The organism is Pseudophaeobacter leonis (assembly GCF_002087335.1).
Lineage (GTDB): Bacteria > Pseudomonadota > Alphaproteobacteria > Rhodobacterales > Rhodobacteraceae > Pseudophaeobacter > Pseudophaeobacter leonis.
This window is the reverse complement of record NZ_MWVJ01000038.1, coordinates 1-13515: the sequence shown is the minus strand read 5'-3', so window position 1 is coordinate 13515 and position 13515 is coordinate 1. Positions and strand designations below refer to the sequence as shown.

Sequence of the window (13515 nt, the reverse complement as noted above, 5' to 3'; positions counted from 1 at the left end):
AAACCTCCGCAAGGCATAAATTCACAAAAACGACGTTTTTCTCAAACAAATCACATTTCCCCTTAGTTTCAGCGCTATAGCCCAAAAATCCACAAGCCAAACAACAGAAAATCAGAGCAATTCCCCGCCCCGAACAGCCGACAGGTCGCAGTCAGACCGAAGTCGGGCGAAAGACTCGCAAGGGACTCACCACAGCGGCCCTCGAAATTGCTGTGGGCAGGTCCTATTTCGCGGCACTGGCGCGCAGAACAGCGGGTTTTGCTGCGCTGGCACGCACCGGCACGCCGTTAAAGGCCGCGTTGCCGCTGATTGGATCGATGCGGCTGTCATCGGTCAGATCATTGATAGAGACGGTCTGCACCTTCGTCGCAGCAGCCAGTCTGCCATCGCGCTGGCCCCAGCCCTGCGGGATTGAGATGACACCTGGCGCGATGTCCTGGTGATCTCGACTGGCAGGGTGGCTGAGCCAACGGCGCTTTCGATCAGCACATCCTGTCCCTCTGCCAGACCCAGACGGGCCGCATCCACCGGGTTCAGCTGCGCGGTGCAGCGGCTGCGCCCTTTAACCAGGCGCGCGCTGTTCTGGGTCCAGCTGTTATGGCTACGCACCTGACGCCGCCCAATCATCAACAGCGGGAAGTCAGCACTGACCGGGGCCCGGAACGCCAGCAGGCGCGGCAGATCCGCCAGGAACACCTCAGGCACCAGATTCAGCCGCCCATCTGTGGTCTCAAGCCGCTCAACGATATTGGGCACCAGGGGCCCAAGGTCAATCACCCCGTCCGGGGCATTGAGCAGCGCCTCAACCGTGACTTTGTCACTGTGGTAGCCCTGCGGCAGCAACACCCCCAGCACCTCAGTTGGAGAGGGGCCAATACTGTTTGAGCCGGAAAGCCTGGCCGCCAGGCGCGCAATCACTTCCCATTCCTGCGGATTGCCATTGGGTGGCGCAAAGACCGGCCCGGCAAAGGCGGCAGTGTTGTGCACCGCAAAGCTGTGGAACACCATGTCATAGACCGCCTCCTCCAGCGCCACACTGGCGGGCAGGATCAGGTCGGCATGGCGCGTGGTGTCATTTATATGCAGATCAATCGACATCATAAAGTCGAGCTGCTCCAGCGCGCGGCCAATGCGTTGACCATTGGGCGCCGTCAGAACCGGGTTGCCCGCCACCGTGACCAGCGCTTTGATCTGCCCCTCGCCGGGGGTTTCCATCTCCTCAGCCATGACCGAGATCGGGAACTCGCCATTATAGAGTGGCTGCTGCGACACCCGCGAGCGTCTTTCGGGATATGTGCGGTGCTTGCCCTTGCGGCTGGTCATGCCGACATAGTCCAGCGCCGGGGTGGTGAACATGGCACCGCCGGGGCTGTCAAAATTGCCGGTGATGATATTGAGCGCATTGTTGGCCCATTGGCATAGCGAGCCAAAGCTCTGGGTAGAGGCCCCCATGCGCGCATAGCAGACGGCGGATTTGGCGGCGGCAAAATCACGTGCCAGATCACGAATGGTCCGCGCGTCAATGCCCGTCATCTCGGCGGCCTTGTCGGCCGTAAAGGGCTCAACCGCCTGTTTCAGCGCCGCAACGCCATCGGTCACATCCGCCAGTGTTTCCAGCTGCTCTAGTCCCTGGGCAAAGACCTGATGGATCAGCGCCAGCAGCAGGAAGGCGTCGGTCTCGGGCTGGATGAACAGGTGCTCGCCGGCGCGGCTGGCGGTTTCGGTGCGGCGCGGGTCAATCACCACAACACGGCCGCCACGGGCCTTGATCTCATCCATGCGTTTGCCAAACCCCGGCGCCGTCATCATTGAGCCATTCGAGACCACCGGATTGCCGCCAAGGATCAGCATCAGATCGGTACGCGCCACATCTGGCACCGGCATCAACATCGGATGCCCCAGCATATGGATCGAGGCCACGTGATGCGGGATCTGATCCGCGGTGGCCGAGGAGTAGCGGTTTGAGGTGCCAAGCGCCTTGATCAGCGCTGGCAGGTTCAGCAGATTGCCAAATTTATGCGCGTTGGGATTGCCAAGATACACCCCAACGCCATCCCGGCCCTGCACATCCTGTACCGCCTGCAGACGTTCAGCGGCAAAATCATAGGCCTCATCCCAGCTGATGGGCACAAACTCTCCGTCCACCTTTTTCAACGGCGTGGTGACGCGATCCGGGTCGGTGCGAAAATCCTGCAGCGCGATCGCCTTGGGACAAATATGGCCGCGCGACAGCGGGTCAGCCGGGTTTGCCTTGATCGCATGCACCTCTGTGTCGTCATGAGTGACAATCAGCCCGCACATGGCCTCGCAGATATTGCAGGTTCGGTACTGGGTTTTCAAGGTCGCTCATGGCTGCCTCCGGCTAAAAAATGCTCTTTCACTGCCATGAGCCTAGACCAAGGGATTTACCTTTTGCAGAGGCTAATCATTGCCAATCACACCCCTGACCAAACGTAATTTAATTACCCACACCACCAACCTGACCCCATCAATCCAGCCAGCCCGGCGACAGCTCCGGCAACGGAATCGCCTCAAGCAGTTCGCGCGTGTACTGCGCCTGCGGGTTGCCAAACAGCTGCTCGGTTGCCGCATGTTCAACCACCTCGCCGTGGTGCAGCACCAATGTGGTCTGACACAGTCGCCGGATCACCGACAGATCATGGCTGATAAAGGCCAGCGTCAGCCCCATGTCGCGCACCAGCCGTTCCAGCAGGTTCAAAACCTGCGCCTGCGACGAGACATCCAGCCCCGAGACCACCTCATCTGCCAGAATGAAGTCCGGCTCGGTGGCAATGGCACGGGCGATGCCGACGCGCTGACGCTGGCCGCCGGACAGCTCATGCGGATAGCGGCTGCGAAACGCCAGCGGCAGGCCAACCTGCGACAGAGCAAAATCCACCCGCTCGCGGATCTGATCAAAGCCGTGCAATTGCAAAGGGCCGGCAATGATTGTGCCAACCCGGTGACGCGGGTTAAGCGAGGACATCGGGTCCTGAAAAATCATCTGAATGCGTTTGCGCAGTGGCCGCAGGCTGTCTTCTTCCAAATGCGTGATATCCGCGCCATCAAACCGGATCTGTCCAGAGTCCACCTCCAGCAGGCGCACCATGGCGCGGCCCAAGGTTGATTTGCCAGACCCGGAGCCGCCGACAATGCCAATCACATCGCCGCGCTGGATATCAAAGCTGAGGCCTTTGAGGACCTCAACCCGTGGTGCGGCGCCAAACAGCGGTTTATGCGCGAGGTCAGGAAAGGACAGCCGCAGATCGCGGATTTCATACAACGGCGCAGCCATCATTGCGGCCTCCTTTGGTCGTGTTCAGCGATCTCGGCGTCAACCGCACGGATCACCGCCTCGGGCACCGGCATCAGACTGCTGTCGGGATCAGTATATTTTGGCGTCGCCGCCAGCAGGGCCGCAGAATAGGGATGCGCCGGGCCGCGAAAGAACTGCTCAGCCGTGGTGTCCTCAAGCACCTTGCCGCCATAGAGCACCGTCATCGACTGGCACAGCTTTGAGACCACCCCAAGATCATGGGTAACAAACAACAGTGCTGTGCCGTGGCGGCGCTGCATATCCCGGATCAAGGCGCAGGATCTTTTTTTGCACCGTCACATCCAGCGCCGTTGTCGGCTCATCCGCCACAATCAGGCGCGGTTCCGCCGCAAAGGCCGAGGCAATCAGAATGCGCTGCCGCATACCCCCCGACAGCTCATGCGGGTAGGCGCGCATCACCCGCTCGGGGGCGGGGATATGCACCTCGTGCAGCAACTCAATCACGCGTCTCAAAGCGTCCTGCCGGCGCCAGCCGAGAATATCCACCAGACGATTAGAGATCTGCGGCCCCACCCGGCGGGCCGGGTTCAGCGCCGTCAGCGGATCCTGTGGGATCAGAGCCGCCTTGCTGCCAATCAAACGGCGGCGATCTTTTGCGGCCAATGTCATGAGGTCTTCGCCGTCGAGGTAAATCGAACCACTAGTGACATCAACCGCATCCGGCAGGGTGCCAAGGATCGCCTTGCCAATCATGCTTTTGCCAGCGCCACTCTCGCCCACCAGCGCCCGCACCTCTGCGGGTTCGACCTGCAACGAGACGTCCCGCAGGATCGGCAGGGTGCCAACCCGCAGGCTCAGGCCCTCCAGTTTCAAAAAGCTCATCGCAGCACCGGATCAAAATGGTCCTTCAGGCCTCCGCCAAGCTGGCTAAAGCTGAGAACAGTCAGAAAGAGGGTGATCAATGGAAAGACCAGCACCCACCAGGATTGATGAACAGAGGCGCGGCCCTCGGCGATCATACTGCCCCAAGTGGGATCATCGGTTGAAATCGACAGGTTCACAAAGCTAAGGATCGCCTCGACGATCACCGCGATGCCCATCTCAAGCGTCAGCAAGACCACGATAGTCGGCAGCACATTGGGCAGGATTTCACGCAGCATGATGCCAAACCGTGCCCGCCCCGCCACCTTGGCCGAGGCCACATAGTCCATCGCCCCCTGGCTCATCGCTTCGGCGCGGATCACCCGGGCAAACCGGGTCCAGTCGATCACCACAATGGCGACAATGATCGACACCAGCCCCGTGCCCATCACCGCAATCAGCAAAATGGCAAACAACACCGGCGGAAAGGCCATCCAGATGTCGATAAAGCGCGAGATCACCATATCAGGCCAGCCCCGGTAGTAGCCCGCAACTAGCCCCAGACCAGCTCCCAGAATACAGGTGCATGTGCCGGCAATCAGCGCCACCAGCAGGGCGATACGGGCGCCATAGAGAATGCGGCTCAACACATCGCGCCCCAGGGAATCTGACCCCAGCGGATAGCCCGGCTCGGCTCCCATCTGCCACAGAGGCGGCAGGCGCGAGGCAAAGAGATCCTGCGCCAGTGGGTCTTGCGGTGCCAGCAGCGGCGCGGCCAGCGCCGCCAGAACCAGCAGCAGTAACCAGCCTCCCGACAACCAGAGCCGTGGGTTGATCCTGCGTTTTGCCGCCGCGCGCCCATCAGCCATGTCGCAACCTCGGATTCAGCAGCGCATAGGTCAGATCGACCAGCAGGTTGACGGTGGTAAAAATCACCGCAAACAGGATCACGATGCCCTGTATCAGCGGCAGATCCCGGTTGATCACCGCATCAATCGCCATATTGCCCAGCCCCTCGTAAGAGAACAGCCGCTCGATAATAATGGTGCCGCCGATCAGAAAGGTGAACTGCACCCCCACCAGCGTCAGCGTCGGCAGCACCGCATTGGGCAGGGCCTCGCGCAGGATGACGTAATTTTCGCTGTAGCCCTTGGTGCGCGCCAGGGTGACATAGTCCAAATGCATGGTTTCCTTAAGTGATTGCTTCAAAAGCTGGGCGATGATCGCCGCCAGTGGAATGGCAAGCGCCAGGGCGGGCATGAACATATGGCTGACCAGATCCAGCCAGATATCAAACCGCAACCGCACAAGGCTCTCGAACAGGTAGAAATTGGTGACAAAGGGCAGACCCAGCGCCGGCGAGACCCGCCCCGAGATATGGAACACTGGCCAGAGCACCCCAAACAGCAGAATGAACAACAGCCCCCAGAGGAAATCAGGCACAGACAGCGACACCCCATTCGTGACATCAATCAGGGCTTCGGCCTTTTGGCCCCGGTGCCGGGTGCCCGTCAGCGCCAGCATGCCACCAATGGCAATCGCCATCACCAGCGCCATGACAGAAAGCTCCAGCGTTGCGGGCAGCCGCCCCAGAACCAATGACAGAACAGGCTGGCGGGTGGTGATTGAGGTGCCAAAACCGCCTGCCAAAATGCCCCTGACCCAGATAAGAAATTGCTCGGGAATGGATTTGTCATAGCCGTAAAGCGCCTTGAGCCGAATGATATCTTCTTCGCCAGCCCCCGGCGGCAGCATCATGGCAAGGGGATTGCCCGGCAGAGGCGAAAACAAAAAACACGATCACCGCCACGCCGATCAGGGTGATCAGCATCGAGGCCAGACGTTTCAGAAAAGTGCGAATGAGGGTCATGATATGCGCACCAGGGAGGGCCATCCCTCCCCGGTGTCTGTCCTTGAGGTCAGGAAAGTCAGGAACGTGTCATCAGATGTGGCAGCAATGCCCCAGAGGCATGTGGCACCACCTTGACGCCCGGCGCGTGCAGGATGGGCTGCACATATTGGAACAGGGGCAGCACCAGCGCGTCCTCGGCGATCTTGCGATCCACCGCTTTCCAGCCGTCGATGCGCTTGGCCTCATCGGCCTCACCCCAGAGCGGCGCGATCATGCCCACCAGATCCTCACCATCCCAGACCGAATGCGGCGAGGGACCGAACATGGCAAACCCGGTCGAGGTGGTTGGGTCGCCAACCGAGTTGCCCCAGTTATAAAAGGCCGCGGGCGCCAATGTGTCTGTCGCGCGCAGCTCATAATGTTTGGCGATCTCATAGACCTCGATCTCGGCCTCGATGCCAACCTTGCGCCACAGACCTACAATGGCCTGAATGACCTCATAATCCTTGGGTTTAAAGCCACGCGTGGTCTGGATGGTAAAGCGCACCGGATTGTCGGTGGAATAGCCCGAAGCAGCCAGCAGCTCCTTGGCGCCTTCGGGATCATAAGGCGTGGTGATCGAGGCATCAAAGGCGGCATATTCCGGCGTCTGCAGCGTGTCGATCGGCACGCCGTAGCCCGACAACAGCCGCTCAACAATCGCCTGTTTGTTCACCGCCTTGACGGCAGCGCGGCGGACGTTGGGGTCTTTCATCACGTCAATGTCGTTGAAAAAGATCATGCCAATATCAGAGATCGGCTGCGCCACCCCAACCAGATTGCCCGCCTTCAGGCGGTCAAACTCTTCCGAGGGCATCTCAAGCGTGACATGCGAGTTGCCGGATTCCACCTCGGCCACCCGCGCGGCCGCGTCGGTGACAAATTTGATGGTGACGGATTTGAACTCCGGCGCCGGCCCCCAGTAGCCGTCATAGGCCTTCAGGCGGATAAAGGCGTTGCGCTCGTATTTCTCGACCATATAGGGGCCAGAGCCGATGGGGGCTGCCTCAAAGCCATCCTGACCCTGCGCCTCGATATAGGCCTTGGGCAGAACATAGCCGGTAAGGAAGGACATCCATTTGAAGATCGTCGGCTCAAACCGCAGCACATCACCGGTGATCTGATTGCCGTTGATTTCAAAGTTGCCAATGGTCGACCAGATGAACTGGATCGGGTTGCCTGCGTCCGGGTCGGCCGCACGCTCCAGGCTCCAGACCACATCCTCAGCCGTGAGCGGCGTGCCGTCATGCCAGGTGACACCCTCGCGCACCGTCATCTCGACCTTGGTTTTATCCGCGTTCCAGCCCCATTGGGTGAGGATGCCGGGCATCTGGCTCAGATCGGTGTCCTGCGCGATGAACATGTCAAAAACGGACTGGTAAATCCCCTGAATCGTCGGGTTCACCGCCGAAGTCCCCACCGTTGGGTTCCAGCTGGGCAGGTTCACATTATTGGCAATCACCAGATCCTTGATCTCTTGCGCCAGCGCCGGCAGGCCACTCGCGGCCAGGGTGATCGTCGCCGCACTGAGCCGCAGCATTCCACGTCTTGAAAAATCCGTCACTGTCCTTACTCCCTTGTTATATTGTTGATTATGATGTTAATTTCTTGCCCAACAGGTAGCCCGGCCCGGCCCCTGTCCCGGCACCGGGCCAGACTGCGGCACCGGTGTGGTAAAGCGCCTTGATGGGGGTTGAGCCGTCTGAACGCCCCCGCATCGGGCATAAATAAAGTGCTGCGACAGGTGATGACTGCCGCAAATCTGGTCGCCCCCAACCAGATTTGGATTGTCCGCCTCCAGCTCAGCCGGGGTTACAACTCTCTGCGCGATAATTTTGGCGCGTGTTGCCGGGCGCATGACCCTCGACAATGTCCAGCGCACGCTCTGCCATCGGGGCGGCAGCGCTCTGCCAGTCGCGGGCAGTGATCTGCCCCGCCGCATCGCCCAGGATTTCCCCCGGCACCATGCGCACCTGCAGCCACAGGGTATGTTTGCCTGCTGGTGCGCGGCTGGGATCAATCGCTGTGGGCTGGCCCACGACCACCACCGGCTCATCCGGCAAAAGCCCGGCCTGCGCCTGCTGATAGCAGCGCGCCATCTGATCCATGCTGGGCGCCAGATGCACATAGGCATAGTCACGCAACTGATCCGAGGCCGACCAGGCTGGAAGATCGTCCATCGCCAGATGCATCATCAGGGTGCCCGGCGCGTGTCGGAAACTCTGCAATCCTTTGTCGTAGACGGGGTCATAGCCCGTGTCACAGGCTGGGTCCGTCTTGCCAATCAGTGTGCTGAGGTGTTTCGGCGCCACATTCGCAATCACCGCCTTTGCAGCGCGATGCTCGGTGCCGTCAGCCAATCGAATGCCAACCGCCCGCCCCTGTTCAATCATCACACGTTCCACCCAGGCATTGCAGGTAACCAAGCCGCCCTTGGAGGCAATGCTCGACAGCATGGCCCGCGTGACCGTGTCGGCGCCGCCCTTGCCGATCACCATGCCAAAGGCCTGATTTGCCATCGCTTCGAGATAGGGAAACAAAGCCCCTCCGGCGATGTCGGGGGCAAAATCCAGATGCATACCCCAGGCCGCCAGGGTCGATTTCACATGCGGCGAGGTAAAGGTCTGATCCAGCCAGGCCCGTGGCGAAGAGGCAAGGAACTGTCCCAGATCCAGCGCGCCTGAAAGCTTCTTTTGCCGCAGCAGGTTCCAGATGTTTTTGGCAACCGGGCGAAAGCCAAAGGGCGCGCCCAGAATGGCAAAGATATGCGCCGCCTGATCAGGAAACTGCGCCGAGAGATCACCCCAGGCTCTCGAATCACTACTTGCAAATGCATGTATTGCCGCCTCATTAGACACCGCGTCGCTGTCGATACCCAGCCACCTGCCATCCGGAAAGGCACTGGCGAAACACTTTGGTGCCGGGACAAACTCCAGCCCGGCTGCCGTCAGCTCAGCGCCGAACTCCTGGAAAAAGGGCGATCCGGCAAACAGGGACAGGTTCATGGCGGCCCAGTCATGGGTGAACCCGGCCTCTGTATAAGCCCCTGATTTGACCGCGCCGCCGGGTTCAGGCGCCTGCTCAAAGATAGCAACCCGCAGCCCATGACGTTGCAAAACCATAGCACTGGCGAGACTGTTCAAGCCCGACCCTATGATCAGAACATCGGTGCCTTCATCCATAAACATGTCTCCTTTCGCTATATTGTTTGCAAATGGAAATATATTTGTCTAGCAATGATTCATAAATCAGCACCCGAAACAGGGGGCGGTCATTTCAGGGAGAAAGCCATGAGCGCGCAAAATACACTTATCGATCTGGGGCTCATGCTGGCCTCTGGTGGTGTCGAAGTGGTGGATTGTTCCGGGGTCTTGGGACCGGACACACCCATTCTGCAACTGCCTGCAGACTTTGCCAAACCCACCCCCCGGGTCGAGATTCACAAGATCAGCGAATATGACGCGGACGGGCCCTTCTTTGCCTGGAACTGGATGGTTCTCGGCGAGCATTCCGGCACCCATTTTGACGCACCGCACCACTGGATCACCGGCAAGGACTATGAGGATGGCTATACCGACACATTGGATGTGAACCGTCTGGTCGCACCAGTGAATGTGATCGACTGCGCCGCTGAGAGCGCGGCTGACCCCGATTTCCTGCTGACAGCAGACCACGTCAAAGCCTGGGAAGCCGAGCACGGCGAGAACGGCGCTGGCGACTGGGTGGTGCTGCGCAGCGACTGGGACAAACGCGCCGATGACGAGGCCGCCTTTCTGAATGCCGATGATACTGGCCCCCATTCACCCGGGCCGACCCCTGAATGCATGGAGTACCTGCTGAGCAAAAAGATCGTCGGCTGGGGCAGCCAGTGCATTGGCACCGATGCAGGTCAGGCCGGGGCGATGGATCCGCCCTATCCGGCCCATAACATGCTGCGCCGCGACAATTGCTTTGGTCTCGCCTCGCTTGCCAATCTCGACAAACTGCCCGCCAAAGGCGCCATCCTGATCGCAGCGCCGCTGAAAATCCAGCGCGGCACCGGCTCTCCCATGCGGGCTCTGGCCCTGGTGCCCAAAGGCTAACGAGATGGCAGATCACGTCATAATTGGCACCGGCATAAACGCACTTGTCGCCGGGGCCCTGTTGTCGCGCAAAGGCAAAAAAGTGCTGCTGCTGGAGCGCGAGAGCCGCATTGGTGGCTGCATGATGACCCATGAGGCCACCCTGCCCGGCTTTCACCATGACGTGATGGCAGCGACTTTTGTGCTGTTTGCGCCCTCGCCTGCCTATGGCGAGCTGGCCGAAGATCTGGCGCAGCACGGGTTTGAGCTCTGCCACACCGCGCACCCAACCGCCGTGTTGCGCCCCTGCGGGCGCAGCCTTGTTCTCAGCACCGATCAGGCCAGCAACATTGCCGCCTTCAACGCGCGGGCGCCGGGAGATGGCGACCAGCACCGGCGCGACGTCGCTGGGATCGCGGCGGATGCGCCCTTCCTGTTTGCCCTGTTGGGGGGTGATCTGTGGTCCTGGCGCACGGCGAGGCTGCTGCTGCGCGAGATCCGCAAACGCGGGCTGAACGGGCTGAAATCCTGGATCGGCACGGCCTTGCGCCCTGCCCGCAGCTGGCTTGAGAGCTCCTATAGCAGCCCTGATATACAGGCGCTTTGGGCGCCCTGGGTGCTGCACACCGGACTGACCCCGGAAAGCACCTACTCGGGCCAAATGGGCAAAGTCGTCGCCTTTGCGCTAGAGGCTGCAGGCGCCCCCATCGTCAAAGGCGGTGCCGCCCAGGCGGGCGGGCCTTTCGGCGCCTGATCGTGGCCAATGGCGGCGAGATCCGCACCGGCGTTGATGTGGCGAAAATCACTCTGTCCGGACCCGTAGACAGGCTCCAGACCGTCAGAGGCGTTGAAACCAGCAACGGCGAGGTCATTGCCGCCAGACAGGTGCTGGCCTCGGTCACCCCATCGCAGCTTTATGGTCGCCTGCTGGCCCAGGCCGCCCCAACAGAGCAGACAGAACGGGCCCAGACACAGGAGCAGGAGTTTCGCCATGGGCGGGGTAATTTTCAGCTGCATTATGCGCTGGATCAGGCGCCCGAATGGCTGGCAGAGGGGCTACAGGATGTAGCACTGATCCACCTGAGCGACGGAATAGACGCGGTGTCAAAATCCGCCAATGAGGCCGAGCGCGGCATGCTGCCGGCAACGCCAACCATCTGCATCGGCCAGCCACACCGGCTTGACCCCAGTCGCTGCCCCAAGGGCAAGGCCATCCTGTGGCTGCAAATCCCCGACGCGCCACGCCAGATCAAGGGCGATGCCGCAGGCAAAATCGCCACGAACGGCACCTGGGACGATACAACCCGCGAGGCCTTCGCCGACCGGATAGAGGCGATTTTAGCGCGCCACATCAAGGGTTTTGCCCAGATCAAACTCGCGCGGCGTGCCTATTCTCCCGCTGATCTGGCCGCGCTGAACATGAACCTTGTGGGCGGTGATCCCTATGGTGGTCAGTGCAGTATTGATCAGTTTTTTATCTTCCGCCCGTTTAGCTCTTCGCGCAACACCAGTACACCCTTTCGCAACCTGCACCATATTGGTGCCTCCACACATCCCGGCCCCGGTCTTGGCGGCGGATCCGGGTTCAATACTGCGAAAAGGCTCGGCGGATGACACAGGAACTGGCAAAGCTTCGGTTTGTCGAAATTGGTCTGGGCAATTTCGCCCCCTATCTGATGAACCGCATCATGGGGCGCTACAATGCCAGCCTGCGCGAAGAGATGGCAGAGCTGGGCCTGACCACGCCCAAAATCCGCTGTCTGGCAGTTCTGGCGATGATCGACGGCATTCTGATCGGAGAGCTGGCGGTCTATGCGGTGGTAGAACATTCGACCCTGTCGCGCACGCTGGATGGGCTGGAAAAAGAAAGCCTGCTGCGCCGCGCCCGCGACCCGAAAGACCAACGCGCCACGCGGGTCTTTCTGAACGACGCCGGGAGGGCCACCTTTGAAAAGGTCTGGCCCCGCATGGCGCAGACCTATGCCCAGATGTTCGAAGGCATCTCCACCGACGAGAGACTGGCCTTTGAGGCCACTTTGCAAAAGATCCTGCGCAATGTGCGGATTCACGATTTTTAACGACCCCGGCCAAGGCCGGGACGACGGAGGACAAACATGGCAGAGCGCTCTTTCAAAAAAGAAGTAGAGCATCTCAGGGCAGGATCCGGCGAGACGTTCACCGGCGAAGGCATTCTCGCCATCACCAAGGCCCTGCTGGAAAACAGCGTGGGCTATGTGGGGGGCTACCAGGGTGCCCCGATTTCGCATCTGATGGATGTGCTGGCCGACGCCGAAGAGCTGCTGGGCGAGCTTGGCGTGCGCTTTGAAGCCAATGCCTCCGAGGCTGCGGCTGCGGCCATGTTGTCCGCCTCGGTGCATTACCCGATCCGCGGCGCTGTCACCTTCAAGGGGTCCGCCGGGGTGAACGTCGCCTCGGATGCGCTGTCCAACCTGTCCTCCTCGGGCTTCACCGGCGGCGCTGTGGTGATCGTCGGTGAAGACTATGGCGAGGGCTCGTCGATCATGCAGGAGCGCAGCCATGCCTTTGCGATGAAATCGCAATTCTGGCTGATGGATCCGCGCCCGAACCTGCCCTCGATCGTGAAATCCGTCGGCCAGAGCTTTGAGCTGTCGGAGGCCTCAAACACGCCCGTCATGCTGATGGTTCGTATTAGGTCCTGCCATGTGACCGGCAGTTTTGACTGCCGCGGCAACCAGCCCCCGGCGCTGAACGTCAAAGACGCGCTTGCCAATCCGCGCCGCGACTGGAACCGGGGGGTGCTGCCGCCGATGTCTTTTGCCCATGAACAGGAAAAGGTGAATATACGCTGGCCCAGTGCTGTTCAGCATATCATAGACCAGGAACTGAACGAGTTTTTTGGCCCCCAAAAGGGCGATATCGGCATTGTCTGTCAGGGCGGTATGTACAATGGCGTCATCCGCGCCCTGCAGCGTCTTGGGCTGGCCGACATCTACGGCGAGACCCAGATCCCGCTGTATTGCCTCAACGTGACCTACCCGCTGGTGGATCAGGAATTTCTCGAGTTTGCACGCAGCAAAAAGGGCGTGTTGATCATCGAGGAAGGCCAGCCCGAGTTCATTGAACAGGGCCTCTCGACCATGTTGCTGCGTTCTGATGTGACGGCCAAGCTGCACGGCAAGGATATCTTTCCCATGGCTGGTGAATACACCGGACAAGTGATGCTCGACGGGATTTCCGCCTTTGTGACGCAATATGCCCCCGATCTGCTGCCCGGCCAGATGCGCGCGCCAAATCAGCCTGCCCCTGCCCTGCCGGATCTGTCACAAACCGTGCCGATCCGCCCACCTGGGTTCTGCACGGGCTGCCCGGAACGGCCGATTTTTGCAGCCCTGAAACTGGTGCAGCAAGAGCTGGGTGAGCACCAGATCAGCGCCGATATCGGC

At 60.5% G+C, this 13515-nt stretch carries 12 protein-coding genes and 1 pseudogene; 5 read left to right on the top strand and 8 right to left on the bottom strand.

What is annotated here, in order from left to right; translation table 11 throughout:
• Positions 1 to 223: 223 nt before the first annotated feature.
• The 8 genes and pseudogenes from B4968_RS10240 to B4968_RS10210 form a co-directional block, all read right to left on the bottom strand.
• Positions 224 to 2301 (bottom strand): annotated as a pseudogene (locus B4968_RS10240) (molybdopterin-dependent oxidoreductase).
• Positions 2302 to 2488: 187 nt separating this feature from the next.
• On the bottom strand, positions 2489 to 3298 hold the full coding sequence (locus B4968_RS10235; RefSeq protein ID WP_241525681.1) for an ATP-binding cassette domain-containing protein: 810 nt from the start codon (positions 3296 to 3298) through the stop codon (positions 2489 to 2491).
• Positions 3295 to 3549: a hypothetical protein gene (locus B4968_RS24375; RefSeq protein ID WP_241525680.1), complete on the bottom strand. Its 255-nt coding sequence runs from the start codon at positions 3547 to 3549 to the stop codon at positions 3295 to 3297. The genes B4968_RS10235 and B4968_RS24375 overlap by 4 nt, the downstream gene beginning before the upstream one ends.
• Positions 3533 to 4159 (bottom strand): ATP-binding cassette domain-containing protein, encoded by a 627-nt coding sequence (locus tag B4968_RS10230; protein ID WP_241525679.1) that lies wholly within the window; start codon positions 4157 to 4159, stop codon positions 3533 to 3535. Before B4968_RS10230 ends, B4968_RS24375 begins: the two co-directional genes overlap by 17 nt.
• Positions 4156 to 5007, bottom strand: a complete 852-nt coding sequence (locus B4968_RS10225; protein ID WP_083098746.1) for an ABC transporter permease — start codon at positions 5005 to 5007, stop codon at positions 4156 to 4158. Before B4968_RS10225 ends, B4968_RS10230 begins: the two co-directional genes overlap by 4 nt.
• Entirely contained in the window at positions 5000 to 5929 is a 930-nt protein-coding gene (locus tag B4968_RS10220; protein WP_241525678.1) for an ABC transporter permease, read from the bottom strand. Before B4968_RS10220 ends, B4968_RS10225 begins: the two co-directional genes overlap by 8 nt.
• A gap of 137 nt (positions 5930 to 6066) precedes the next feature.
• A complete protein-coding gene (locus B4968_RS10215) occupies positions 6067 to 7593 on the bottom strand; it encodes an ABC transporter substrate-binding protein (RefSeq protein ID WP_241525677.1) in 1527 nt (508 codons plus the stop codon).
• A gap of 238 nt (positions 7594 to 7831) precedes the next feature.
• Positions 7832 to 9211, bottom strand: a complete 1380-nt coding sequence (locus B4968_RS10210; RefSeq protein WP_241525676.1) for a phytoene desaturase family protein — start codon at positions 9209 to 9211, stop codon at positions 7832 to 7834.
• A 108-nt stretch (positions 9212 to 9319) separates the two neighbouring features.
• On the opposite strand from B4968_RS10210, the gene B4968_RS10205 reads away from it, so the two are divergent.
• From B4968_RS10205 to B4968_RS10190, 5 genes are all read left to right on the top strand, one after another.
• A complete protein-coding gene (locus B4968_RS10205; protein WP_083098749.1) occupies positions 9320 to 10111 on the top strand; it encodes a cyclase family protein in 792 nt (263 codons plus the stop codon).
• A 4-nt stretch (positions 10112 to 10115) separates the two neighbouring features.
• Complete coding sequence (locus B4968_RS24370; RefSeq protein ID WP_241525675.1) at positions 10116 to 10844, top strand: phytoene desaturase family protein; 729 nt, start codon at positions 10116 to 10118, stop codon at positions 10842 to 10844.
• A gap of 2 nt (positions 10845 to 10846) precedes the next feature.
• On the top strand, positions 10847 to 11704 hold the full coding sequence (locus B4968_RS24365) for a phytoene desaturase family protein (protein WP_241525674.1): 858 nt from the start codon (positions 10847 to 10849) through the stop codon (positions 11702 to 11704).
• Positions 11701 to 12168 (top strand): MarR family winged helix-turn-helix transcriptional regulator, encoded by a 468-nt coding sequence (locus B4968_RS10195; protein ID WP_083098741.1) that lies wholly within the window; start codon positions 11701 to 11703, stop codon positions 12166 to 12168. The genes B4968_RS24365 and B4968_RS10195 overlap by 4 nt, the downstream gene beginning before the upstream one ends.
• A gap of 36 nt (positions 12169 to 12204) precedes the next feature.
• A partial coding sequence (locus tag B4968_RS10190) for a ferredoxin family protein (protein ID WP_139792723.1) occupies positions 12205 to 13515 on the top strand: 1311 nt, incomplete at its 3' end.

What these genes read in the sequence shown, in the direction of transcription:
- B4968_RS10235 (WP_241525681.1), bottom strand. Translation starts at nt 3,298, where the DNA reads ATGATGGCTGCGCCGTTGTATGAAATCCGCGATCTGCGGCTGTCCTTT.
- B4968_RS10230 (WP_241525679.1), bottom strand. Translation starts at nt 4,159, where the DNA reads ATGAGCTTTTTGAAACTGGAGGGCCTGAGCCTGCGGGTTGGCACCCTG.
- B4968_RS10210 (WP_241525676.1), bottom strand. Translation starts at nt 9,211, where the DNA reads ATGGATGAAGGCACCGATGTTCTGATCATAGGGTCGGGCTTGAACAGT.
- B4968_RS24370 (WP_241525675.1), top strand. Translation starts at nt 10,116, where the DNA reads ATGGCAGATCACGTCATAATTGGCACCGGCATAAACGCACTTGTCGCC.
- B4968_RS10195 (WP_083098741.1), top strand. Translation starts at nt 11,701, where the DNA reads ATGACACAGGAACTGGCAAAGCTTCGGTTTGTCGAAATTGGTCTGGGC.
- B4968_RS10225 (WP_083098746.1), bottom strand. Translation starts at nt 5,007, where the DNA reads ATGGCTGATGGGCGCGCGGCGGCAAAACGCAGGATCAACCCACGGCTC.
- B4968_RS10205 (WP_083098749.1), top strand. Translation starts at nt 9,320, where the DNA reads ATGAGCGCGCAAAATACACTTATCGATCTGGGGCTCATGCTGGCCTCT.